Source organism: Lentzea sp. NPDC051838, from assembly GCF_040681245.1.
Taxonomy (GTDB): Bacteria; Actinomycetota; Actinomycetes; order Mycobacteriales; family Pseudonocardiaceae; genus Lentzea.
Map to the genome: position 1 here is coordinate 139,206 of NZ_JBFAYI010000011.1, position 23,791 is coordinate 162,996.

Below are 23,791 nucleotides of genomic sequence, written 5' to 3' on the forward strand. Positions count from 1 at the left end.
GGTGCGAAAGATCCTGGTCATCGGTATCGGCGCGGGCAACCCCGACCACCTGACGGTGCAGGCCGTGAAGGCGCTGCAGACGGTCGACGTGTTCTTCGTGCTGGACAAGGGGTCCGTGAAGCAGGAGCTCGTCGACCTGCGCGCGTCGATCCTCGCCGAGCACGTCACGCGCCCGTACCGCTGGGTCGAGGGCCGCGACCCTGACCGCGACCGGTCCCCTGTGAACTACGCGGCGGAGATCGACAAGTGGCGCCGCAACCGGGCGGACGTGGTCCTGTCGCTGCTGGCCGAGCTGGGTGAGGACGAGGTCGGGGCGTTCCTGGTGTGGGGCGACCCGTCCTTGTACGACTCGACGCTGGCGATTCTCGACGACCTGCTGGGTCGCGGTGAGTCGTTCGAGGTCTCGGTGATTCCCGGCGTGACGTCGGTGGCGGCGTTGACGGCCGGGCATCGCGTGTCGCTGAACCAGGTCGGCAAGCCGGTGCAGATCACCACCGGACGCCGGCTGGCCGAGGGCTGGCCGTCCGATGTGGACGACGTGGCCGTGATGCTCGATGCTTCGTACTCGTTCGAGGGCGTCGACCCGGACACGTGGATCTACTGGGGTGCGTACCTGGGCATGCCGGACGAGATCCTGGTGTCCGGGCGGGTCGGTGACGTGGCGGCGGAGATCCGTGCGGTGCGCTCGGAGGCCCGTGCCCGCAAGGGGTGGATCATGGACACCTACTTGCTGCGCAGGGCTTCCGCGGCCTCGTCGTAGAGGAACGGCAAGGTGCAGTAGCGGGTGCCTTTTTCGATTGGTGTCACCTCGTGCAGCAGTGAGCAGGAGAACACCAGTGCGTCGCCCGGTTTGGCGCGGTAGGTGCGGCGGCCGTACTCGGGGAACCTCAGTTCGCCGCCCTCGAAGTCGTCGTTGAGGTTGATCGTGACGGCGAACCGGCGGTGCGCGGTGGCCTTCGTCGTGTTGTCGCGGTGGGCTTTGAAGTGGCCGCCGGTCTCTTCGTAGCAGGCGATGATCCAGCGCTCGACCCGCGTGGCCTGGAACTGGAACGCTTTCTGGATCTCCGGGATCAGCCTGCGTTCTGTTCGGGCTTTGAGCTCGTCCTTGAGATGGCCTTGGAGGGTCAGGTCGCTGCGGCGTTTGTGGGTGTGGTCGTGGACGACGACCGTGCCGCCCCTGTCGTCGTCGCGCATGAAGCCGCTGTCGTGGCCGCCTTCGTTTTTGTAGTGGGCCACGAGTTCTTGGCAGAACTCCGGTTCCAGCACGCGCGGCACGGTGAGGATGGGCGCGGCCAGGTCCAGCTCGGTTTCTTGGGGCAGAGGCGTGTTCGCGGGCACCACGGCCTGCACGCGCAGGTTCTCGTCGAGCAGAACCGACGCGTCGCCGACGCCGTAGAGGCTCGCGATCTGGCCGTCGTCGACGATCACCGTCACGCCGTCGGGCGGGTCCTGTGGTTCGGGCACGACCCACACGACGCCCAGTTTCGTGTCGCGCAGGTGCTGGTCCAGCTCTCTTGCGAACGTGACGACTGTTGGGTGCCCTGCTTCGGCGCTCAGGTAGTAGTCGGTGTCAGCTTTGACGGCGAAGAGTGGAGCCCGGTCGCCTGGCGTGAGCATCAGAGCGTGTCGTTGCCGTCCGGCACGATCAGGATGTCGTTGCCTTGCGGCGCGATGAGAATGTCGTTGCCCTGCGGCGCGATGAGAATGTCGTTGCCCTGCGGTGCGATCAGGACATCGTTGCCGTCGGTCGCCGCTTCCGCCGCTTCCGCCGCCCCGCCCGTCATGGCCGTCGCGACGATCACCGAACCCGCGATCAGGATCTTGCGCACGTTCCCACCCCCAGTAGTGGTCCTGCGTTCCTGCTTCGAGGTTACTCGGCGATCAGCCTGCGCACGGCCTTCTCGACCATCGCGCGGGACGCGTTCGGCGTCGTGAAAGCCAGTATCGACATGTGCACGACCAGGTCGAGCAGTTCGACGGCGTCGTACGCGGCCGTGAGCTTGCCGTCCAGCTGAGCCTGCGCGATGGCCTCGATCTTGTGCTGGTACGCGACGGCTTCCGCCTCGGGAACGGTGTCGAAGCCGTTCTCCAGCCGGTGGTAGGCCGCGAGCCTGAGCAGCTGGGGCTGGTCAACGTACGAGTCGAACAGCCGCCCCGCGTAGCCCGGCAGGTCGTCCGGCGTGATGGGAACCGACTTGATCATGCGGTCGATCTGGATCTTCAGCAGCTCGTCGAACAACCCCTCCTTGCTGCCGAAGTAGGCGTAGATCATCGCCTTGTTGCACCCGGCCTTGGCCGCGATGCGGTCGACCCGCGCGCCGGCGATCCCGTACTCGGCGAACTCGTCGAGCCCGGCCTCCAGCAGCTTGGCCTTGGTCGCTTCCTTGTCCCTCACCACGCTCCACATTCTAACCAACCGGTTGGTAGTATCAACCAACCAGTTAGTTGATACCGCGTGCGCGTCACTTGAGCAACCCGACCGCGTCGGCGAACTTCCCGAAGCCCAGCGCAGCACGAGCGCAACACCCCTTCGACGAAAACCCCTGCGTCACCGTTTTCCCGTACAGGCCAACCTCGTGCCAACTAGCAACTAACTAGTTGGTTGACAGAGCGCCGCAGCCGTGGTTCTCTGGACTTAGCAACCAAACAGTTAGTTAGTCCAGCCAACCGGTTAGTTAGGGAGTGACGGGTCATGAAGGTCGCACTGGTGACGGGCGCGTCGTCGGGCATCGGCGAGTCCACGGCCGTTGAGCTGCAGAAAGCCGGCTACACCGTGTACGCGGCGGCGCGGCGGGTGCAGCGGATGGAAGGTCTCGCGGCCCAGGGCATCCGGGTGCTGGAGATGGACGTCACGCGGGACGAGTCGATGATCGAGGGCGTCAAGCAGATCATCGCGGAGGCCGGCCGCATCGACGTGCTCGTGAACAACGCCGGCTACGGGTCGTACGGAGCTGTCGAGGACGTGCCGCTGGACGAGGCGCGGTACCAGTTCGAGGTGAACGTCTTCGGGCTGGCGCGACTGGTGCAGCTGGTGTCGCCGCACATGCGGGAGGCACGCGGCGGCCGGATCATCAACATCTCGTCGATCGGCGGCCGGATCTACGAACCGCTCGGCGCCTGGTACCACTCGACGAAGTTCGCCGTGGAGGGACTGAGCGACTCACTGCGGCTCGAGCTCAAGCCGTTCGGGATCGACGTCGTGGTGATCCAGCCCGGCGGGATCAAGACCGAGTGGGGCGGCATCGCGGTCGAGAACATGAAGAAGACGTCGGGCAGCGGTGCCTACAAGGAGCAGGTGCGGCAGCTCAGCGGGCTCTTCTCGCAGGCTGAACGCGGCAGTGAGCCCAAGGTCATCGCGGACGTCATCGTGAAGGCGGCGCAGGCCCGCAGGCCCAAGACTCGGTACGCAGCCGGGTTTGGCGCGCGGCCGATCCTGTTCGCGCGCAGGGTGTTGTCGGACCGGGCGTTCGACGCGATGTTCCTCGGCGCGATGCGACGGTTCGCCTAGGCCCCGCCCGGCAGGTCTCGTCCGACAGGTCTCGCCCGGCAGGTCTCGTCCGGCAGGTCTCGTCCGGCAGGTCTCGTCCGGCAGGCCTCACCTGACAGGTTCCGTCCCGCAGGCCACGCCCGACAGGCCTCGCCCCGCAGGCTACGTCCTGCAAGCCACGTCCGGCTGGCGTCGTCCGGCAAGCCTTATCCGGCGGGCCTCATCCGGCGGGCCTCATCCAGCGAGCCACATCCGGCTGGCGTCGTCCGGCAAGCCTCATCTAGCGAGCCGTGTCCGGCGGCCTCATCCGGCAAGCCATGTCCGGCGCGGCCTCATCCGGCGGGCCACGTCCCGCAGGCCACGTCCGGCTGGCGTCGTCCGACAAGCCTCATCCGGTGAGCCACGTCCGGCGGGCCACATCCAGCAAGTCTCGTCCGGCGACAGTGGCGGCCGCGAGCCCCGAGCGTCTCCCAACCGCACCTCTTCACTGAACGAACTCGTAAGCCCTGAGCAGGTACCTTCGGGTTCATCACCACGAAGGGGAGTCGTGTGCACGAGGGGCTGTCGCAGGAAGCCGAGCAGCTGTACCTGGCGATGCTGCGCGGTGCGATGAGCAAGCCCGGCGCGGCGCACGCGGAGCTCGAACGGCTCGGCCTGGTCAGGGACCACGACGTGCGGCCGCCGAGGTCCGCGTTGGCCGCGATCGCGTCGAGTCACGAGGCCGCGGCCGTGCGGGCCCGGGAGACCGCCGAGATGCTCGCCCGCGCGTATGCCGAGCACCAGACGAAAGAGGTCGACTTCGTCGAGGTGCTCAAGGACGCGGACGAGGTGATCAGCGCGTTCGAGGAGATGCAGAGCCAGGCTCGGACCGAGATCCGGGCGCTGGATCCCGGTTCGTACCTCAGCCCGCAGCCGGAGGCGAGTCCCGCCCAGCCTCCGGCGCTGGCTCGGGGTGTCGGCTACCGGGTGGTCTACGAGTCGGCGCTGTTGCAGACCGAGCTCGGGTTCGCGTCGGTGCAGGAGTCGATCTCGGTGGGTGAGCAGGCGCGGGCGTTTCCCGGTGTGCCGCTCAAGCTCGTGATCGCGGATTCGGACCGGGCGTTGATCGCGGTTCCTACGGTCACGGGCGGGAACGTCGTGGCACTGCTCATTCACCCGTCCGTGCTACTGAGCGCGCTCATCGAGTTGTTCGAGGCGTTCTGGCGGATGGCTGTGTCGATCACGCCGGGCGGGCAGCAGGACACCCACGAGGAACCTACGACGGCCACGAGAAGGCTGATGGCGCTGCTCAGCGCCGGTTTGACGGACGAGGCGATCGCCCGCGAACTGGGCATCAGCGAACGAACCGTGCATCGTCGCGTGAGCCGCCTGCAGCAGCTTCTGGGTGCCCAGACGCGGTTCCAGCTCGGGGTTCAGGCGTCACGGCGGGGTTGGCTTTAGTCACTCAAGGTCACTGACATGAGGATCGTTCATCACTCTGTGAACATCTTTCGTGACAGATTTCAGACATGGCGACTTTCTGCCACCACCCACGAGTGTCAAACGAGGGAAATCCCCTTCAACTTCTGATGCAAGCGCGGCCTCACTCGGCCGTGCGGGGGCAGAAGGGGATCGATCTTGAGGAAGTACTTGAGAGGCGGGCTGGCCGCACTCACCGGAGCGTTGATCGCCACGAGCGTCGTGCTCGTGCCGACGGCGACCGCGGCGCCGCAGCAGGACCCGGACACGGCCAAGCTCGCGGGCGCGCTGGTCGGCCAGAAGGTCACCTGGGAAGAGTGCACGTTCCCCGGTGTCGCCGAGGAGACCGTCAAGAAGTTCAAGACCGTCAAGGGTCTGGCCTGCGCGACCGTCCAGGTTCCGCGCGACTGGCACAACCCGGCCGACGGCAACACGATCGGCATCCGGGTCTCCAAGACCGAGACCGCCTACAAGGGCACCAGCCGTCAGGGCATCGCGCTCGTCAACCCCGGTGGCCCCGGCGGCTCCGGCCTGCCGTGGGGCGCGGCGATGGCCCTGCGCACCCCGGTCCTCGCCGGTCAGTACGACTTCATCGGCTTCGACCCGCGCGGCGTCGGCCTGTCCTCGCCGCTCAAGTGCAGCTACACCGTCCCGAACAGCACCGACGTCAACGTGCTGAACAAGGCGAAGGTCGACGGCTGCCTCGAGAACCCGCTGACCAAGTTCATCACCACCGAGCAGACCACCTACGACATGGACTTCATCCGTGTCCTGCTCGGCGAGAAGAAGACGAGCTACATCGGCTACTCCTACGGCACCTGGCTCGGCACGTGGTACGCAGCCACGTTCCCGAACAAGGTCCACCGCATGCTGCTCGACTCGGCCGTCGACGCCTCGCAGACGACCCTCGAGAACACCTGGGACCTGCAGCCGCGCACCCGCGACCGCCAGTTCCAGGAGGCGCTGCTGCCGTTCATGGCGCGCGACAACGCCCGCTACGGCCAGGGCACGGACCCGATGGAGATCCGTCGCAACTGGGAGAAGGCCGGCGGCACCCGTGAGTTCGTCGGGCAGCTGTTCGTCGCGTGGTTCGTGATCCCGGCCATGTACGACACGACGCAGTACCACGCGGCGGCGTCCGCGGTGGCCTCGGTGATCGACGCGTCGAAGGCACCGGCCACCGGCACCGACTCCGAGAAGGTCGAGCAGATCGTCGCGAAGATGCTCGCCACGCCGGACCTGACCGACGAGAACAAGGCGTTCATCGCCAAGGGCAAGCAGAACGCGCTCGCCGCGATCGCCAAGAAGGAGCGCGTCGCGGTGAAGGCCACGACCGCCGAGGCCGAGGTCGAGACCTGGGACGCCACCTTCGAGGCCATCCGCTGCCAGGACGGTCAGTGGAACCAGAACCTGCACTACTGGAACTACTGGCTGGCTGACCTGACCGTGAACGCGCCGTTCATCGCGCCGTTCATGAGCACGCCGCTGTGCGCGTACTGGAAGACCACGAACTCGATGCCGAAGCCGGACAAGAAGACGTTCCCGCGCGTCCTCATGGCGCAGTCGGAGCTCGACGCCGCCACCGCGTACGAGGGCGGCCTGGCCACGGCGAAGTCGCTGCCCGGCGCCAAGCTGATCAGCGTCGACAACGAGGGCTCGCACGGCCTGTTCCCGTACAACACGGACTGCGTCGACGACCCGATCGTCTTCTACTTCCAGACCGGTGCGACCCCGCGCAAGCAGTTCACCGGCTGCCAGGGCCTTCCGCTGCCGCACGAGGACAAGACCTTCGAGGTCGGCGGCAAGCTCACCGACGGCAAGATCAAGATCAAGATGATCACGCCGGCGGTCAAGGAAGCCAACAAGATCGTCAAGGACCTGCTGAGCGGTTCGTCGACGGCTGCGGCCGACGAGTCGGGCATGCCGGCCAACCTGTAACACCCTTTAGAGCTGCGGGCCCCGGCACGGTGTGCCGGGGCCCGTTTCCATTCAGGGCCGCTGACCCGACTGATCGACGACGGCAGTCTGCAGCACCGCGGTGTCCTCGCTGCCGAGCACGGTGTAGGTGGCCGGGTCGAGAATCAGCTCGCCTCCCCGGTGATCACCCTTGTCCGGCCACGAGACCTTCACGCCCCGGCGACCGGCGGCATCTTCCTCGTCGTGCTCGAGAGTGATGTCGGGGATGAGGGCCAGGGCTTCGTACAACGCGGCCCTCGACTGCGGCGACAGGTAGTTCTCCCGGAGCAGGAAAGCCACGTCGTCGCCGGTGACCGGCCTGTCGTTCGCGTTCGACCGGTCGAGGTCGTCGAGGCCGTTGCCGTTGAGGTACGCCAGCATCGCCCTGGCGTCGGTGGGCATGTCCGGCCGGTAGGCGGGGGTGAGCGTGCAGGGCCCGAACTCGCCGGGAAGCGGCCTGGGGCCGACGTAGACCTGATGTTTGCCGTCGCGGCAGCCGGGCAGCATGCTGACGGTGGCCGGCGTGTGCTGCCGGACGAGGCCGTCCCTGGTCCCGTCGGCCGACAGCCAGGCCTCCCGGATGCCGTCGTCCTGCTCCGTCTTCGTGTAGATGAACTGGTCGGCGCGCGGTGGCGTCTCCTGCAGGCCGCGCACAGCAGCCGCCGCGCGGTGCAACGTCTCGACCGCCTCCGCGTGAGCCTCTGGCGAAGGACCGCCGAACGGTGCCACGACGACCACTGCGGCGATCGCGGCGGCGATGCCGACCACTCCGGCGAGGGTGAACCGGCGGCGCGACCGCGCGACCGCCGGACGGGCCTCGGCGCGGGCTCCGGCGAGCAGGCGTTCCCGGATCGGCGACAGTTCCCCGGACTCGGGCAGGCGGGTCTCCGCGACCATGCCGCGGATCAGCTGAATCTCATCCATGGTTGGCTTCCTCCCAGGTCGCGATGTCGTCGGCGGCGCGCAGCGTCAACCGCACTTTCTTGCGGGCGCGGTTCAGCCGGGAACGAACGGTGCCCACCGGAATGTCCAGCGCGGCAGCGACTTCGTCGTAAGCCAGGCCCTCCCACGCGACGAGCAGCAGCACGTCGCGTTCGGCGTCGGCGAGCTCGGCCAGCGCGGTGGCGAGGAGCTTTCCCATCGCCTGCGCAGTGACCTGCTCGGCGACCCGCTCGGCGTGGCCGGCCTGCGGCTCCGCGATGAGAGCGCGACCACGCAGCTTGAGCTCGCGTTCCTCCGCTCGCCAGTGCCGGCTGACGAGGTTCGTGGCGATTCCGTACAACCACGGCCGCGCGTCCGGCCTGCTCAGGTCGTACTGCCCCCGTTTGGCCAGCGCGGTCAGGAAGGTCTCCGCCACCAGGTCGTCGGCGGCCTGCCGGCCCATCCGGCGTTCCAGGTAGCGGCTGATGTGCGGACCGTGCCGGTCGAAGATGACCGCGAACCGTTCCGGATCGTGCAGCGATGCCTCGATGACTGTCGCATCGTCGGCATCCTCCCCCAACGCGTTCAATGACCGACCTCTCGTCGTGACGGGCAGTTCACCGCGTTATTCGCAGATGCCCCGGCACGAGTTCACGGTCTAGCGCTGCCACCACTTCTTCTTGGCGACGTCGGTGATGACGCAGGTGATGTTGTCAGGGCCGCCGTTGCCGTTCGCCAGCGCGATCAGCTGCCAGGCAGCCTCTGTTCCGTCCTCAGTGGACAGCAGGATCTCGTGGATGTCTTCCAGGTGCGCGTAGTCCGTGAGGCCGTCGCTGCACAGCAGGTACCGGTCACCCACCAGAGCCTGGTGCCACGACAGGTCCGGGTCGTGCGAGTTGCCGGACTGCAGGGCGCGCAGCACGTACGCGCGGCGCGGGTGGTTCGCGGCCTCTTCGAGCGTCATGCGGCCCGCGTCGACGAGAGCTTGGACCATCGTGTGGTCGTGGGAGATCTGCCTCAAATCCCCCTCCCGCAGCACGTACGCGCGGGAGTCGCCGATGTGGGCGAGCTGGAACGCGAGGCCCTCCCAGCGCATCGCGGTCAGCGTGGTGCCGGCGTGCTGCGGGGCCTCGGCGTCGAGCCTGCGCGCGATCTCGGCCACCGCGGGGCCGAGGTCGCCCTGCCACCCGGCGAGGACGTCCACCGCGATCGCGCTGGCCAGCTCGCCGTGCTCGTGGCCGCCCATGCCGTCGGCCACGGCCTGCAGGTCCGCGCGGACGTAGACCGAGTCCTCGTTGTGCTCGCGCACAAGCCCAGGATCGGTCGCCACGGCGATGCGCAGCTCGTATGTCATGTCGTCAGTACACCAGTTGTGAAGTGAGTTCACAAGCAATACGGTTGTGAACCATGGATGAGACGGTCAACGCCGGGGACATCGCTCGCCTCGCCGACGTGGGGCGGGCGGCCGTGTCCAACTGGCGGCGGCGGTTCGAGGACTTCCCGGCGCCGGTCGGCGGGACGGCCTCCAGTCCGTTGTACCTCCTGCGCGACGTCGAGGCATGGCTGCGGCGCAACGGAAAACCGTTCCGGGTGTCACCGGCGGAGCGGCTGTGGACGCAGCTGCGGACCGTCGACGACCTCAAGCTCGGTGAAGCGCTCGCGAACGTTGAAACGGACGCGAAGACGTTCGAGTTCCTGCACGCCCGCTACCTCGAAGCCCACTCGCGCCTGCTGAACCCCACGCCGCCCGAGATCGCCGAGCTGGTCGTGGAGCTGACAGACGGCGACACGGTGATCGATCCGGCGTGCGGAACCGGAAGCCTGCTGATGGCGTCGAAGGCGCGCAACAAGATCGGCCAGGAGCTCGACCCGACCACAGCGGTCATCGCGCGGCGCCGGTTGCCCCACGCGCAGATCATCACCGGAGACTCCTTGCGGCACAACGGGATCGACCAGAAGGCGGATGCGGTCGTGTGCGACCCGCCTTGGCACGACCGGACTTGGGGCCACGAGGAGCTGGTCGGTGACGCCAGATGGACGTACGGCCTGCCCCCTCGCGGCGAACCGGAACTGGCCTGGTTGCAGCACTGCCTGTCGCTCACCAAGCCCGGCGGCCAGGTGGCCGTGCTGCTCCCGTCGGCCGCCGCGAACCGCAGACCCGGCAAGCGAATCCGCGGCAACCTCCTGCGCGCAGGGGCGATCCGCGCGGTGATCACCGTGCAGCCGGGCCGCGACCTCTGGCTGCTGCGCAACCCCGTCGGCAAAGCACCCGAGCAGATCGCACTGCTGGAGGAACCGGGACCGGTCGAGCCGAACACGCGGGTCATCGACCTGCTCGACGACGACGTCGACCTCAGCCCGAGCCGCCACAGCCGCACCGACGCCACGGCCTACCTCGACCGGCAGGACACCTTCGCCCTTCCCGACCTGCCCGAACTGCGAGAGCGGGCAACACCGCTGACCACGATCGGCGACCTGGTCCGCAACGCTCCCGGCACGCACGTCGTCGTCTCCCCCACCGGCGCGTCCTACGAGATCGACCCGGACAGGATCGACCCGGACTTCCTCGAAGGGGTGCTGCGCGCCGCGTTCGCCCGCACCCCCACCGGATCCACACGGCTGGACGTGCGCCGGACGCAGGTGCCGTCGCTGCCGCTCGACGAACAACGCCGGTACGGACAGGCCTTCGCGCAGCTCAAAGCACTCGAAGAAGGCCTCCAAGAAGCAGCGGACCTGGTCCGGCTCGGGTACGCGGGCCTGCTGGGCGGACAGATCGGCCCGACGTGACGGTTAGGCTTCGCACGTGCTGATCGCCGACCGCTACGAGATCGACGACCTGCCGTTGGGGCGGGGCGGCATGGGAGCCGTGCACAAGGGCCGGGACCTGCGCCTCGACCGCCGGGTCGCGGTGAAGCTGCTGCGGTTGCCCGGCAGCGACGACGAGGTGCAACACCGGTTCGCGCGCGAGGCGCGGATCGTCGCCAAGCTCGAACACCCCGGCGTGCCCGTCCTCTACGACTTCGGGACGTACGACCAGCGCCTGTTCCAGGTCATGCAGTTCGTCGACGGCGTCACGATCGCGGACCTGGTCCACGAGTTCGGCCCGCTCCCGGAGGCCTGGGCGGCGAACATCGCGGCACAGGCGGCCGCGGTGCTCACCGAGGCCCACGAGAGCGGCATCTGCCACCGCGATCTCAAGCCCACCAACCTGATGCTGTGCCCGGACGGCGCGGTGAAGGTGCTCGACTTCGGCCTCGCGCTGCTCAAGGAGAGCGACGTCGCCCCGTTCAGCCGAGCCGGCCAGATCCTCGGCACGCCCTCCTACATGGCCCCCGAGCAGATCCAGCGCGGCGCCGCCGAACCACGCAGCGACCTCTACGCGCTGGGCTGCGTGCTGCACGAGATGCTGACCGGCGAACAGCTCTTCACCGGGCCGACGGCGTACGCGGTGTTCGACAAGCACGTCAAGGAAGCTCCGCCGCGCACCGGAAGCGCACTCGATCCGGTCGTGCAGCGGTTGCTGGCCAAGGATCCCGCGGACCGCCCGGCCACGGCGCTGGACGTTTTCGTTGATTTGCAACGGTTTGCCCAGGATCCACCGTCATTGCCCGGTTTCGTGCTGAACCCGTCCACCGCAGGGATGTACGCGAGCGTCCAGGTCAGGCCGGAATCCGGTTCACCTCGTGATCTCCGGTCGCCCACAGGTGCTGCACCGCGTACGCACGCCAGGGCCGCCACGCCTCCGACCGCTTGATCAACGCACCCGGCGTCGACGGCAGACCCAAAGCCTTGGCCGCCAATCGAATTCCAAGATCGGTCGGCAGAAACGCGTCCGGGTCACCCAAAGCGCGCATCGCAATCGATTCCACAGTCCACGGACCGAAGCCCGGCAGCGTGGTCAGCCACTCGCGCGCGACCACCCGATCGGCGGTAGCCGACAGGTCCAAACCGGACTGAAGCGCCTCCAGCAGAGCCGACATCGTGCGGCGACGCGACTCCGGCATCGCCAAGGACGAGACGTCGAACTCCAACGGGAACAGGAACAGGTCCCCAACAGGCGTGCCGTAACGCGACACGAGACGAGCGGCGTGCGTGCGCGCAGCCTTCGTCGACACCTGCTGGCCGAGCACCGCGCGGATCGCGAACTCCGCACCGTCCACCGTGCGCGGCACACGACGTCCTGGAGCGCTGATCACCAGTTGTGCCAACAACGGGTCGGAAGACAACGCGCCATCCACCACGAGCGGGTCGACGTCGAGGTCGAGCAGGAAACGGCAAAGGTCTAGAGCAGTACTCAAATCTCGCGGATCGGAAAGCTCCAAAGTGCACGCGACGTGATCGGTCAAGGGCCTCAAAGACGCGATCCCGCAACCGAAAGGGAGACGCAATGAGCGCCGGTACACGCCGTCCCGCCACTCCTCGACGCCGGGAACGGCGGTGGCGATCAGGTGACCGAACAGGTTGGACGGGCAGAGAGGTGCCTTGAACGGCAAGCGTTCCGTGGACGTGTCCAAGCGCATGCGGTCAAGCATGACGTCATTCCAACCGAGACGCTGGCGGGAAAGAGACATCATTCTGGACGGGGCCAACCGGGTGACCTGCTTCGTGAAGCGAACTCACGTAGCTAGTCTGACTGCTGCGCCGTTGCAGCAGTCAGTTCAGCAGGGAAGGGCGGCGTCGCGTGCGATGAGAGCGGCCTGGACGCGGTTGTCGCACCGCAGTTTCGTCAGCAGTCTGCTGACGTGGGCCTTGATCGCCCCTTCTGAGAGGTACATGAGCCTTGCGATGCGTGCGTTGGCCATGCCCTGTGCGAGGTACACCAACACCTCCTGCTCCCGCCGAGTGAGCAGGCTGATGCGGCTGCGCGCGGCGTCGCGGCGTTCCGAGTCGGCGCCGGTGAAGTGGTCGACGAGAGCGCGCGTCGCGGACGGCGACAGGATCGCCTCTCCCGCGGCCACCACGCGCACGGCGTTGACCAGAGCGTCGGGTTCGCCGTTCTTGAAGAGGAAGCCCGCCGCGCCGGCGCGCAGGGCGGGGAACAACATCTCCTCGGTCTGCGGGGTGCACAGCATGATCACCTGTGTTCCCGGCACGTGCCTGCGCACCATGCGCACCGCACCGAGGCCCTCCATGCCGGGCATGGCGGTGTCCATCAGCAGTACTTGCGGGCGGTGGCGCCGGGCAAGCTCGACCGCCGCGCTGCCGTCACCCGCCTCGCCCACCACCACGACGTTGCCGGAACGCTCCAGCACGCCGCGGACTCCTGTGCGGATCAGAACCTCGTCGTCAGCGATGCCAACGGTGATCGTGCGCGGCTTGTCCACCAGTTGCAGACCCGCGCTCGCCCACGAGTACTCGGACGAGGTGCTCGTCGTCAACGTCATACGCACTCCCTGTCAGACCGGACCAGTCACCAGTTTGTTCCCGAACGAGGGTCTCGGGAAGGTAGGCATAACGAGCACAGTGCGAACCGTCTCGCGCGCACAGACGTGTAACGGGTTGCACACGGCAGGTCACCACCCGCGACCTGCGCTGTCGCCGGACCGAGACAGGGACGGCCTGCCGTTACGGCTGGAGGAGAGGACCCCATGATCAGCACCGGACGTTGCGCCCTGTGCGACGGGGCGCTGCCTCCCGCCACCTCCGAGCAGCGCAGGTCCTACTGCTCCAACGCCTGCCGCCAAAGGGCTTATCGGCGTCGCGCGACGGTGTCCGCGCCGACACCGGTGAGCAGCAAGAACTTGAGAGTGCTCTCCAACCTGCCCGCCGCGCGCGACACGTTCATCGGCCGCCAGCAGGAGCTCTCGAAGCTCGACCAGCTCATGCGCAGGCACCGTCTCGTTACGCTCGTCGGCAGTGCGGGTGCGGGCAAGACGCGGCTCGCGCTGGAGGCAGCGGGCCGGTTGCGGCGCGGGAGAACGGACAGAGTGCTCCTCGTCGAGCTCGGCGAGGTCCGCACGCCGCAGGACGTCATGCCGACCGTCGCTCACGCGCTGGGTGTCGTCGCGGAGTCGGACGAGCCGTTGCGCGACACGGTCCTGGAAACGCTCGTGAACATGAAAGTGGTCGTAGTCCTCGACAACTGCGAACACCTTCTCGACACGTGCGCCGAGCTGACCGACCTTCTGCTGAACCGTTGCCCCGGCGTCCGGGTGCTCGCGACCTCGCGCGAAGCCCTGTGGATCACGGGCGAGGCGAGCTTCCACGTCGAGGGTCTGCCGGTGCCGTCGACCGATCGCGACCTGGTGACGACCGCCGCGCCGCGCTCCGAGGCCGTGAAGCTGTTCGTGGACAGGGCTCGCGAGCGCACGCCCGACTTCCGGTTGACGCAGGCCAACACCGCCGCGGTGGCGTTGCTGTGCGCGCGTCTGGAAGGCATGCCGCTGGCGATCGAGCTCGCCGCGCGGTGGGTGCAGCTGTTGCCGGTCACGGACATCTGCGACCGCATGGACGAGCCGCTGGAGCTGTTGACGCTGGGGTGTCGGAAGTCGCCTTCGAGGCAACGGTCTCTGCGCGAGTCGATCGACTGGAGCTACCAGTTGTTGCAGCCCGACGAGCAGTTCGCGTTGCGGCGGCTGTCGGTGTTCGACGGCGGCTTCGACCTGGCTGCGGCGACCGAGGTTTGTTCTTCGGAACGGTCGGCGGAGCCCGTGCTGGACGTGTTGTCCCGGCTCCAGGCGAAGTCGCTGCTGACGGCCATTCCGGGCACGACCCGGTTTCGGCAGCTGGAGTCGGTTCGGCTGCACGCGCGCGAAAAGCTGGTCGCGGCCGGCGAGCTGGACGTCGCGTTCGAGGCGCTGGCCCGATGGTTCACCGATCTGTCGGACGTGCTCATCACCCAGCCGCTGTCGGTGCCGTTCGACGTGCAGGACAAGCTCGACAACCACGTCGACAGCCTGCTGGGCACGGTCGAGTGGGCTGCCGAACGGTTCGACGAACGCTTGCTGCTGCTGACCTCCGCGTTGGCTGACTGCGCGGCTCGACGCGGACGGCTCGGGCAGGCTCGCGTGCTGTTGCGGGATGCGTTGCGCCGTCCGTCCACAAGGGACGATTACCGCTGCGTGGCGCTGAACCACGCCGCCCGTTTCGCCGCCGAGCAGGGCGACCACGACGAGGCGATCGAGCTGTCAGGTGAGGCTTCCCGCTTGGTGCGTCCGCTGGGTCAACCGGCGCTGGTGATGAGCTGTCGCAGCACGTTGGCCGCGGTGCAGCAGTCGTCGGGCGAATGGGAAGCGTCGGACGAGAACAACACCGAGTGCCTGCGCGTCGCCGAGCTGTTGGGCGAGCCTCTTGCCCGTGCGACCTGTTTGGTGGACTTGGCCCGTACGGCGTTGTCGCTCGGTAAGCACGAACGCGCTGAGAACGCCGTCATGAAGGCGTTGCCGATCTCGCGCGCGTCGGGCGTCCCCGCGCGCATCGCTTCGGCTTTGAACACACGCGGCGTCGTCGCGTTGGTGCAGGGCGACCTCGACGAGTCGACGCACGCCTACCAGGAAGCACTGCGGATGGACGGCATCAACCCGTTGACCGCACCAGACGCTTTGGAAGGTCTGGCCGTGGTCGCGTTGATGCGCGGTCAGGCCGAGCGCGCGCTACGGCTGGAAGCGACCGGACGAGCGTTACGGCGCTCCGTAGGTGTGGTGCCGGATCCGTTCTGGGCGGAAAAGGTCGCCGGAGCCATGCGCACCGCACGACTCATGTTGCCCGTTGCGCGCGCAGAGGCTGCTTCTACGCCGTTGACCGCCACCGAGACCGAGGCGTTCATCCAGGACGAGGTGTGGCTCGACCGGTGCGAGGCCGCCCACGACGCGTTGGACGACCACGAGCGCCGCGTGATCGCCTTGCTGGCCACGGGGCTGACGAACCAGCAGATCGCGAACCGGTTGAACGTGTCCGTGCGGACCGTGGCCTCCCGGCTGCAGCGGTTGCGGGACAAGCTCGGGCTGCAGAGCCGGGAGGACATCGCCGCCTGGGGCGCGGAACGGGCAATCGGCTGACCGTGTAAAGGTTTACTCACACTTGACAGTTTCGGACGTGCAGCCCGAACCCCGTCCGGCCGGCTGCTTCCAGGCCCTCCTTCAGGTGCAGTGACGGGATCTCGTAGTCGCCGAAGTTCTGCCGCCGGAACGGGATCGGCTCGGTCGACTCCAGCGTGAGCAGCCGCTGCTCCCACGCCTTCGCGACGTCCGCGTAGTCCTCGCCGGTCATCCGGTCCACGCCGTACAGCACGAACGGCGGCAGCACCTCGATGCCGGGGTAGTAGAGGATCCCGTGCTGGATCGGGAACAGCAGGTCGTCGATGGGCCCGTTGATCCCGCGAGCGGCGTAGTGCGACTCCGGCCCACCCGTGGTCACCGACAGCAGAGCCCTCTTGCCCGCCAACGTGCCCTCGCCGAAGCGCTCGCCGTACTTCGTGTCGCTGTGCTCGCCGACGCCGTACGCGAAGCGGTAGGTGAACACCCGGTCGACCCAGCCCTTGAGGATCGCGGGCATCGTGTACCACCACAGCGGGAACTGGAAGATGATCGTGTCGGCCCACAGCAGCTTCTCCTGCTCGGCCCGGACATCCGCGGTGAGAGTCCCGGCGTCGAACGCCCGCCCGGAGTCCAGCACGACGTTCAACGGGCTCGGGTCGCCGTAGTCCTGCGCATCCGCTGTCGCCTTCCAGTTCATGGCGTACAGGTCACTCACCCGCACCTCGTGCCCGTTGGCGTCCAATGTGGACACGGCGAGGTCCTTCAGCGAACCGTTGAGCGACTTCGGTTCCGGGTGGGCGTAGACGATCAGCGTCTTCACGGTCGTTGCTCCTTCTGGTCAGGTGCCTCCGATCCTCGGGTCTTGTCGCCAGGCCGTTCAGGGCCTGGACTTCCTGGTACCAGCAGGACCACCCTCGCGGCCCGTTCAGCGGCCATACTCGGAAAGGTGGACGATCTTGCGGGCTTCCTGCGGCTTCGGCGTTCCCGAATCGACCCGGCGTCCGTCGGCATCCCGACCGACCGGCACCGCCGCGTGGCCGGACTGCGCCGCGAGGAGGTCGCGCACCTGTCCGGCGTGAGCGTCGACTACTACGTGCGCCTGGAACAAGGCCGTGCAACACAACCTTCTGACCAGGTCCTCGACGCCCTCGCCCGCGTGCTGGCCCTCGACGAGACCGAGCGCGAGCACCTCCACCGCCTCGCCTGCCAGCGCCGCCGCTCTCGGGTCCCGGGCGGCCGGATCCGCCCGGAACTGCTGCGCGTCCTCGACCTGGTCTCGGACGGAGTTGCGCTGATCATGAACCACCGCATGGACGTGCTCGCCGGCAACCAGCTCGCTTCACTTCTCTACAGCCGGCCGTTGCGGGGCCTCAACACCGCCCGGCACATCTTCCTGGAGGAAACCGACCTCTACGCGGGCTGGGAGACGTGCACCCTCGACGTGGTCGGACACCTGCGCCTGGCCGCGGGCAAGTACCCGGAAGACCCCCGCCTGGCCTCGTTGATCGGCGAGCTGGCGATGGGAAGCGAGCGGTTCCGGAAGCTCTGGGCGCGCGCGGACGTGCGCGCCCGTGCGCACGGCGGCAAGGCTTACCGGCACCCGCTGGTCGGGCTGCTCGAACTGCACCAGGAGAACTTCGCGCTGCCCGGTGAGCCCGGGATGGAGTTGCTGGTGCTGTCCGCGCCTCCTGGCAGCCCCGCGGAGGACGGGTTGCGGCTGCTGGCGAGCCTGGGCGCGGACGGATCGGCCGCGCTGGACGCCGGGGCTCGCGGATTCGTCCCGCCTACACGGACTTGACGATGCGGAGGAACGCCGACCAGGCGTCCGGACTGACGGAGAGGTGAGTGGCGGGGGCTTTGCTGTCACGGATGCCTACGCCCTGGCCGACTTCGACGCAGTTCTGGGCATTTGCGCTACGACTGCTCTTGCGCCACATGGCCACCCCTAGCTAGCGAGCTGTTCGATCCTCCTTCGCGATTCTTCCGCATCCAGCACGAAACCTTCGAGCGACTCCAAGACCGCGACGTGGGCCTTCACGGCGGGCGCGGCCTCGACGATGAGGGTGGAGTTCTCGGTGTCCAGGAAGACAGTCGGCTCGTACCTTTCAGACGTCATCAGGTCGAAGGCGCCGCCGAAGCCGGCGTGGGCACCGAGTTCGATCGGCAGGATTCGGATGTCGATGTACGGCCGCACCCACATCCTCAGCAGGTGGTGGAGCTGTTCGACCAGCACGTCCTGACCGCCGACCGGGAGCAGCAGGACCTGCTCGTGGATGTAGAACGTGCTCTTGAGCCGCTGCTTGAAGACGTCCTGCATCGCCACTCGCGCTTGGACGCGCTGCTCAACTTCATCGGGGGGCACGTTGGCGCTGGCGCAGATGAGGGCGCGTGCGTAGCGCGGCGCCTGGAGAAGGCCGGGGATGCAGAGCGGGCACCAGCTGGTGAACTCCTTGGCCTTCTTCAGGTGCTCGAACCACGTGCGCGGGAGGATCGGCTGGTGGTCGCCGTGGTGCTGCCACCAGTCCTTGGTGCCGGTCTCCCTGTGAATCCTCAGCAGGTGGCGACGCTCGTCCGGCGGTGTACGGCAGAACCCGAGCAGTACCGCTAGATCGACCTCTGAGCTGCCGCCTCGGCCGTTGACCAGGTCCGAGAGCTTGCCCGGATCCCAGTCGATCTGTTCGCAGATGTCCTGGGCGGTCATTCCGGTGGCGGACACGACAGCCCGGATCGCGTCACCGAACTCGCGGCCGCGCGCCGTGGAGAAACGCTTTGGCATGGAACGAAGTTAGGGCCGACCGTCCACAGTGCGCAGTGGCTCGAGCGGAACTCGACCCGAAGAGGCGTCGTCTCGGAACCCCTCCAATGGTTAACCCAATAGACAAAGACAGGACAGCCAGCGTCTCGCAACCGTTTTCGGACTGCTCCATTCGAGTGACGACAGAGGTCTAGACCTTGACCTTCGAGTGGTCTAAACCACATCGTTCGCGGTACCCCCTGCGACTGAGGAGACCGATGTCCAAGTTCCGATGGCATCTTGCTGCTCTCTTCGCGGCCGTCGCCGCGATGGTCCTCGGTATCGTCGTCGTCCCCGCTGCTAGCGGTGCCGGTGGCGTGTCCGCCACGTTCTCCAAGGGTTCGGACTGGGGAACGGGCTTCGAGGGCAAGTACACGATCAAGAACAACAGCACGGCGGCCCTGACGTCGTGGACTGTCGAGTTCACGCTGCCGGCCAACCACCGGGTGACCTCGCTCTGGGACGGTTCGTACACCACGTCCGGCCAGGTCGTCACGGTCAAGAACACGTGGAACGGCAGCATCGCCGTCGGTGGCTCGGCCAGCTTCGGGTTCAACGGCGCGTACACCGGCACGTTCGGTGCGCCCACCAACTGCAAGCTGAACGGCGCTTCGTGCGAGGCGGGCGGGACGAACCCGACCACGACCAGCACGACAACGAGCACGACCACCAGCACCACCACTTCGACGACTACGAGCACCACGACGTCGACGACCACGACGACGAACAACCCGCAGCCCGGCGGGAAGATCAACCTGGGCTACTTCACCGAGTGGGGCACCTACCCGGCGAAGAACTACCTGCCGAAGAACATCGACACCTCCGGCACCGCTGCGAACATCACGCACATCAACTACTCGTTCGGCAACGTGACGAACGGGCAGTGCGTGATCGGTGAGTCGTTCCCGGCGATCGAGAAGTCGTACACGGCGGCCGAGTCGGTCGACGGTGTCGCCGACGTCTGGGACGCGCCGGTTCGCGGTGCCTTCAACCAGCTGATGAAGCTGAAGAAGAAGTACCCGCACATCAAGATCCTGTACTCCTTCGGTGGTTGGACCTGGTCCGGCGGCTTCGGCCAGGCGGCGCAGAACCCGACCGCGTTCGCGAACTCCTGCTACACCCTGCTCGAGGACCCGCGGTGGGCGAGCCTGTTCGACGGCATCGACATCGACTGGGAGTACCCGAACTCGTGTGGTCTGTCCTGCGACACGAGCGGCCCCGAGGCGTACAAGAACCTGATGCAGGCGCTGCGTGCCCGCTTCGGCCAGAACTACCTCGTCACCTCGGCCATCACGGCTGACGGCACCACCGGCGGCAAGATCGACGCCGCGAACTACGGCGGCGCCGCGCAGTACGTGGACTGGTACAACGTCATGACCTACGACTACTTCGGCGCCTGGGCGGCCCAGGGTCCGACGGCTCCGCACTCGCCGCTGACGAACTACAGCGGCATCCCGACCGCGGGCTTCTACTCGGACAACGCGATCCAGAAGCTGAAGAGCAAGGGCGTCCCGTCGAGCAAGCTCCTGCTGGGCATCGGCTTCTACGGCCGCGGCTGGGCAGGCGTCACGCAGGCGGCTCCTGGCGGCACGGCGACCGGCCCCGCGCCGGGCATCGAGCCGGGCATCCAGGACTACAAGGTGCTCAAGACCTCGTGCCCGTCGAACGGCACCGTCGCGGGTACGGCTTACGCCAAGTGCGGTGACCAGTGGTGGAGCTACGACACCCCGGCCACCATCGGCACGAAGATGACCTACGCGAAGAACCAGGGTCTCGGCGGCGCCTTCTTCTGGGAGATGTCCGGAGACACCTCGAACGGTGAGTTGGTCAAAGCGATGAAGAGCGGCATCGGCTGATCTTCATAAACGCCGGGAGGGGAGCTGGTCAGCCCAGCTCCCCTTTCGTTTGCCCGGAAGAAGGTCCTAGCAGAAGACCTCGTTCCTCAGCTTCTCCAGTGCGGGCCCGGGGTTCCCGGACGTCGCCGCGGTCGTCGCGGACAGCACGAGCCTGCGGCGGTTGTCCGGTGTGGTGAACATTTCCGTCGAGAAGCCCGGAATCCCACCGCCGTGCCCCCACACCGGTGTGCCGCAGATCTGCTGGATCCGCAGGCCCAGGCCGTATTCCGGGCTGACCGCCGTGGTCCTGGTGAGCTCCGCCTGCTGGGCCGGCCTGAGCAGCTTGCCGCTGGACAGCGCGACGATGAAGGTGTCGAGGTCGCGCGTCGTCGAGATGATCTCACCGGACGCGCCCGCCACCGACGGGTTGATGTGCGTGATGTCCGATGCCTTGCCGTTCGCGGTCCAGAAGGCGTGCGCGTGCGGCCCCCTGATGTCCTCGTCGTCGCCGGGCAGGTAGGTGTCCTTGAGGCGCAACGGCTTCAGGATGCGCTGCTCGACGGCTCTGGCGTACGGCCTGCCGGTCAGCTTCTCGATCAGCATGCCCGCGACGACGTAGTTAGTGTTGGAGTAGCTGTGTTGCGTGCCGGGCGGGAAGTTGAGCGGCCTCTGCGCGGCGATCGCGACCAGTTCCGTTGCCTCCCAGTGCTTGTCGCGGATCGACTCGAACCCGTCCGGGTTCAACGGGAGTGCTCGCGTGTAGCTGAAGAGACCGCTGGTGTGCTGCAGGATCTGCCGGAAGGTGATTTCCTTGTACGGCAACAGATCTGGCAGATGGCGGGCGATCGGTTCGTCCAACGACACCTTGCCCTCGCCGACGAGCTGCAGCACGACCGTGGCGATGAACGGCTTGGTGGCGCTGCCGATGCGGAAGCTCCCGTTCGGCGGCACAGGCCCCGAACGGCCGGTGAACCGCTCCGGCCCGTCCGAGACCCGTACCTGGACGCTGTGCGCTCCTCCGCCCGACGTCAGCTCGTTCATCGCCTCCGTGATGGTCGACCGGTCGAGCCCTGGTCCTCCTGCGGTGGCGGCGAGCAGGCTCGCCGCCGTCAAAGTCGCTGTGATCCCTGGACTCATCGGCAGTAGACGGTTTCCAGCAGCTTGATGCCGATGCCACCGGGCGCGCGGCCGTTCGCGGCGTGCGTGATGGACAGCATGACCCGCTTGTCCTGGGTGCCGATCATCATCGTCGAGTAGCCGTGGATGAGGCCGTCGTGGCCGTAGAGGGTCTTGCACGACAGCTGCAGCACGGAGACGCCCAGGCCGTAGTCAGGGCTCGCGGCAGTGGTCTTCAAGAGTTCCTTTTGCTGCAACGGCTTGAGGAGCTTGCCGGCCAGCAGAGCGTTCAGGAACGTGTCCAGGTCGCGGGTCGTCGAGATCATCTCCCCGGCCGCGCCGCCCCACGACGGGTTGAGGCGCGTGACGTCCACGGGTTTCCCGCTCGCATCGGGGTAGTAGCCGTGGGCGTGCGGGCCGGGGACGTCCAGATCGGCGCCTGGCAGTACGGTGTCGTTGAGGTGCAACGGTTTCAGGATCCGCTGCTCGACAGCTCGGGCGTACGGCCTGCCGGTGACCTTCTCGATGAGCAGGCCGATCACGATGTAGTTGGTGTTGGAGTAGCTGTGTTGCGCGCCGGGCTCGAACGCGAGCGGCCGGCTCGTGCCGATCTTGACCAGCTCCAGCGGGTCCCACGTCTTGTAGCGGATCGACGGGAAACCTTCGGGATCCAGCGGCAACGCCTCGGTGTAGTCGAAGAGGCCACTGGTGTGCTGCAACAGCTGGCGGACGGTGATGCGCGAGTCGACGAGGCCGGTCAGGTAGCGCGTGACCGGCTCGTCCAGGGCGATCTTGCCCTCGCCCACCAGCTGCAAGGCCACTGTGGACACGAACGGCTTGGTGTTGCTGCCGATGCGAAAGGTTCCGTTGTGCGGCACGGGTTTGCGGGATCCGAGTTCGGCGACACCTGAACGGAACGTGCCGAGGCCGGTGATCCGAGCCTGGACACCCAGGGCGCCGCCGTCGGTGGTGACTTCGTCGAGGATCTCCTGCACGGCCTGCCGCCGGCCGGATGGTGCCGCGGAAGCGACTCCGGCGGTGGCGAGCAGGGCGGCTGCGGTGAGTGCGGCTACCAGTTTCATGAGCAAAAGACCCCGTTGAGCAGCTTCTGGAACGCGTCGCCGGGGTTGCCGGCGACCGGCGCGCTGGTGGCGCTGAGCTCGAGGCGGGTCTTGGTGTCCGGCGTGGTCAGCATCTGCGACGAGTAGCCGGGGATGCCGCCGCTGTGACCCCAGACCTTGGTGCCGCAGGGCAGGGTCTGGACGAACAGGCCGAGTCCGTACTGAGGGCTCGCTGCGGTGGTCTTGCTGATCTCCTGCTGCTGCGCGGGTTTGAGCAGCTTGCCGGCGGCCAGCGCGGTGACGAACGTGTCGAGGTCGCGGGTCGTCGAGACGATCTCGCCGGCGGCCCACGCGACCGACGGGTTCATGCGGGTGATGTCGGACGGCTTGCCCGCCACGGTCCAGTAACCATGTGCGTGCGGGCCGTTGATGTTCGGGTTGTCGCCGGGCACCGAGGTGTCGTTGAGGCGCAACGGCTTCAGGATGCGCTGCTCGACGGACCTCTCGTACGGCTTGCCGGTGATCTTCTCGACCAGCAGGCCGGCGACGACGTAGTTGGTGTTGGAGTAGTTCCACTGGGTGCCGGGTTCGAAGTCGAGCGGCTTGCTCGTGGACATCGCGACCATCTCGGCCGGTTCCCAGTGCTTGTAGCGGATCTTCTCGAACTCGTCCGGCGACAGCGGCAGGTCGTTGGTGTAGTTGTAGAGCCCGCTGGTGTGCTGCAGGACCTGGCGGACCGTGATGCGGCTGTCGATCAGGCCCGGCAGGTAGCGGACCACCGGCGCGTCCAGGTCGACCTTGCCCTCGCCCGCGAGCTGGAGCAGCACCGTCGACACGAACGTCTTGGTGATGCTGCCGACGCGGAACCGGCCGTTCTCAGGTACCGGCTGGTTGCTGTCCAGCTCGGCCTTGCCGGAACGGGCGGTGAAGCGCTGCCGCCCGTCGGTCACTCTGGCCTGCACACCAAGGCCTCCCCCGCCCTGCGTGATCTGGTCCAGAGCCTGCTGGACGACCTTGCGGTCCACGCCCTGCTCGTCGGCGAGAGCGGTTCCCGTCGTGGTCAGTGCCAGCAGGCTGACCGCCGTGACTGTTGCTGTTGATCGAATCCCCATGCCTCACACCTTGGCGAGGAACGGCGACCCGGCGCATCAGCCTTGGGTCTTACCGGAGCCCTAGGGGTCGCCCTG

Annotated in this window: 23 protein-coding genes; 9 read left to right on the top strand and 14 right to left on the bottom strand. The window is 67.4% G+C overall.

The features are described from left to right. Position 1: 1 nt before the first annotated feature. A complete protein-coding gene (gene cobF / locus AB0M24_RS24290) occupies positions 2 to 760 on the top strand; it encodes a precorrin-6A synthase (deacetylating) (protein WP_363771944.1) in 759 nt (252 codons plus the stop codon). Here cobF and AB0M24_RS24295 read toward each other — a convergent pair. The 3 genes from AB0M24_RS24295 to AB0M24_RS24305 are packed head-to-tail and all read right to left on the bottom strand — an operon-like array spanning position 724 to position 2,398. Then, entirely contained in the window at positions 724 to 1,617 is an 894-nt protein-coding gene (locus tag AB0M24_RS24295; RefSeq protein WP_363771947.1) for a 2OG-Fe(II) oxygenase, read from the bottom strand. The genes cobF and AB0M24_RS24295 overlap by 37 nt on opposite strands. After that, a complete protein-coding gene (locus AB0M24_RS24300; RefSeq protein WP_363771950.1) occupies positions 1,617 to 1,829 on the bottom strand; it encodes a hypothetical protein in 213 nt (70 codons plus the stop codon). The genes AB0M24_RS24295 and AB0M24_RS24300 overlap by 1 nt, the downstream gene beginning before the upstream one ends. Before the next feature lie 41 nt (positions 1,830 to 1,870). Further along, positions 1,871 to 2,398, bottom strand: coding sequence for a TetR family transcriptional regulator (locus AB0M24_RS24305; protein WP_363771953.1), 528 nt, complete (start codon positions 2,396 to 2,398; stop codon positions 1,871 to 1,873). Positions 2,399 to 2,692: 294 nt separating this feature from the next. Here AB0M24_RS24305 and AB0M24_RS24310 point away from each other — a divergent pair, with 294 nt between their 5' ends. From AB0M24_RS24310 to AB0M24_RS24320, 3 genes are all read left to right on the top strand, one after another. After that, positions 2,693 to 3,508, top strand: a complete 816-nt coding sequence (locus AB0M24_RS24310) for an oxidoreductase (RefSeq protein ID WP_363771956.1) — start codon at positions 2,693 to 2,695, stop codon at positions 3,506 to 3,508. A gap of 528 nt (positions 3,509 to 4,036) precedes the next feature. Continuing rightward, positions 4,037 to 4,927 carry a helix-turn-helix domain-containing protein gene (locus AB0M24_RS24315; protein ID WP_363771959.1) on the top strand — a complete coding sequence of 297 codons (891 nt, stop codon included), beginning with the start codon at positions 4,037 to 4,039 and terminating at the stop codon, positions 4,925 to 4,927. 177 nt (positions 4,928 to 5,104) lie between these two features. Continuing rightward, on the top strand, positions 5,105 to 6,883 hold the full coding sequence (locus tag AB0M24_RS24320) for an alpha/beta hydrolase (RefSeq protein ID WP_363771962.1): 1,779 nt from the start codon (positions 5,105 to 5,107) through the stop codon (positions 6,881 to 6,883). A gap of 51 nt (positions 6,884 to 6,934) precedes the next feature. On the opposite strand, the gene AB0M24_RS24325 is transcribed toward AB0M24_RS24320, so the two are convergent. From AB0M24_RS24325 to AB0M24_RS24335, 3 genes are all read right to left on the bottom strand, one after another. Then, the gene (locus tag AB0M24_RS24325) at positions 6,935 to 7,825 is read right to left on the bottom strand and encodes a CU044_5270 family protein (protein ID WP_363771965.1); all 891 of its coding nucleotides are present in this window, start codon (positions 7,823 to 7,825) and stop codon (positions 6,935 to 6,937) included. Further along, a complete protein-coding gene (locus tag AB0M24_RS24330) occupies positions 7,818 to 8,411 on the bottom strand; it encodes an RNA polymerase sigma factor (RefSeq protein WP_363771968.1) in 594 nt (197 codons plus the stop codon). The genes AB0M24_RS24325 and AB0M24_RS24330 overlap by 8 nt, the downstream gene beginning before the upstream one ends. A gap of 69 nt (positions 8,412 to 8,480) precedes the next feature. After that, positions 8,481 to 9,176, bottom strand: coding sequence for a protein phosphatase 2C domain-containing protein (locus tag AB0M24_RS24335; protein WP_363771971.1), 696 nt, complete (start codon positions 9,174 to 9,176; stop codon positions 8,481 to 8,483). 53 nt (positions 9,177 to 9,229) lie between these two features. Between AB0M24_RS24335 and AB0M24_RS24340 the strand changes: the two genes are divergently transcribed. Both AB0M24_RS24340 and AB0M24_RS24345 read left to right on the top strand, forming a co-directional pair. Continuing rightward, positions 9,230 to 10,609, top strand: coding sequence for an N-6 DNA methylase (locus AB0M24_RS24340; RefSeq protein ID WP_363771974.1), 1,380 nt, complete (start codon positions 9,230 to 9,232; stop codon positions 10,607 to 10,609). Between the two features lie 16 nt (positions 10,610 to 10,625). Further along, positions 10,626 to 11,576 carry a serine/threonine-protein kinase gene (locus AB0M24_RS24345; RefSeq protein ID WP_363771977.1) on the top strand — a complete coding sequence of 317 codons (951 nt, stop codon included), beginning with the start codon at positions 10,626 to 10,628 and terminating at the stop codon, positions 11,574 to 11,576. Here AB0M24_RS24345 and AB0M24_RS24350 read toward each other — a convergent pair. Both AB0M24_RS24350 and AB0M24_RS24355 read right to left on the bottom strand, forming a co-directional pair. Further along, the gene (locus AB0M24_RS24350) at positions 11,482 to 12,342 is read right to left on the bottom strand and encodes an AlkA N-terminal domain-containing protein (RefSeq protein WP_363771980.1); all 861 of its coding nucleotides are present in this window, start codon (positions 12,340 to 12,342) and stop codon (positions 11,482 to 11,484) included. The two genes, AB0M24_RS24345 and AB0M24_RS24350, sit on opposite strands and share 95 nt — an antisense overlap. Before the next feature lie 138 nt (positions 12,343 to 12,480). Then, positions 12,481 to 13,206 (bottom strand): response regulator transcription factor, encoded by a 726-nt coding sequence (locus AB0M24_RS24355; protein WP_363771982.1) that lies wholly within the window; start codon positions 13,204 to 13,206, stop codon positions 12,481 to 12,483. Positions 13,207 to 13,410: 204 nt separating this feature from the next. On the opposite strand from AB0M24_RS24355, the gene AB0M24_RS24360 reads away from it, so the two are divergent. Continuing rightward, entirely contained in the window at positions 13,411 to 15,819 is a 2,409-nt protein-coding gene (locus AB0M24_RS24360) for a tetratricopeptide repeat protein (RefSeq protein ID WP_363771985.1), read from the top strand. A 16-nt stretch (positions 15,820 to 15,835) separates the two neighbouring features. Here the strand turns inward: AB0M24_RS24360 and AB0M24_RS24365 are convergent, their stop codons facing one another. Then, complete coding sequence (locus tag AB0M24_RS24365) at positions 15,836 to 16,618, bottom strand: NAD(P)H-dependent oxidoreductase (protein WP_363771988.1); 783 nt, start codon at positions 16,616 to 16,618, stop codon at positions 15,836 to 15,838. A gap of 126 nt (positions 16,619 to 16,744) precedes the next feature. Between AB0M24_RS24365 and AB0M24_RS24370 the strand changes: the two genes are divergently transcribed. Beyond that, the gene (locus AB0M24_RS24370) at positions 16,745 to 17,596 is read left to right on the top strand and encodes a helix-turn-helix transcriptional regulator (RefSeq protein ID WP_363771991.1); all 852 of its coding nucleotides are present in this window, start codon (positions 16,745 to 16,747) and stop codon (positions 17,594 to 17,596) included. Here the strand turns inward: AB0M24_RS24370 and AB0M24_RS24375 are convergent. Further along, complete coding sequence (locus tag AB0M24_RS24375) at positions 17,583 to 17,735, bottom strand: DUF397 domain-containing protein (RefSeq protein WP_363771994.1); 153 nt, start codon at positions 17,733 to 17,735, stop codon at positions 17,583 to 17,585. The genes AB0M24_RS24370 and AB0M24_RS24375 overlap by 14 nt on opposite strands. A gap of 8 nt (positions 17,736 to 17,743) precedes the next feature. After that, positions 17,744 to 18,574, bottom strand: coding sequence for a helix-turn-helix transcriptional regulator (locus AB0M24_RS24380; RefSeq protein ID WP_363771997.1), 831 nt, complete (start codon positions 18,572 to 18,574; stop codon positions 17,744 to 17,746). A 236-nt stretch (positions 18,575 to 18,810) separates the two neighbouring features. Between AB0M24_RS24380 and AB0M24_RS24385 the strand changes: the two genes are divergently transcribed. Beyond that, positions 18,811 to 20,448, top strand: coding sequence for a glycosyl hydrolase family 18 protein (locus tag AB0M24_RS24385; protein WP_363772000.1), 1,638 nt, complete (start codon positions 18,811 to 18,813; stop codon positions 20,446 to 20,448). Between the two features lie 66 nt (positions 20,449 to 20,514). On the opposite strand, the gene AB0M24_RS24390 is transcribed toward AB0M24_RS24385, so the two are convergent. The 3 genes from AB0M24_RS24390 to AB0M24_RS24400 are packed head-to-tail and all read right to left on the bottom strand — an operon-like array spanning position 20,515 to position 23,716. Then, positions 20,515 to 21,564 carry a serine hydrolase domain-containing protein gene (locus AB0M24_RS24390; RefSeq protein ID WP_363772003.1) on the bottom strand — a complete coding sequence of 350 codons (1,050 nt, stop codon included), beginning with the start codon at positions 21,562 to 21,564 and terminating at the stop codon, positions 20,515 to 20,517. Then, positions 21,561 to 22,625, bottom strand: coding sequence for a serine hydrolase domain-containing protein (locus tag AB0M24_RS24395; RefSeq protein ID WP_363772006.1), 1,065 nt, complete (start codon positions 22,623 to 22,625; stop codon positions 21,561 to 21,563). The genes AB0M24_RS24390 and AB0M24_RS24395 overlap by 4 nt, the downstream gene beginning before the upstream one ends. Then, entirely contained in the window at positions 22,622 to 23,716 is a 1,095-nt protein-coding gene (locus tag AB0M24_RS24400; protein WP_363772009.1) for a serine hydrolase domain-containing protein, read from the bottom strand. Before AB0M24_RS24400 ends, AB0M24_RS24395 begins: the two co-directional genes overlap by 4 nt. Positions 23,717 to 23,791 lie beyond the last annotated feature (75 nt).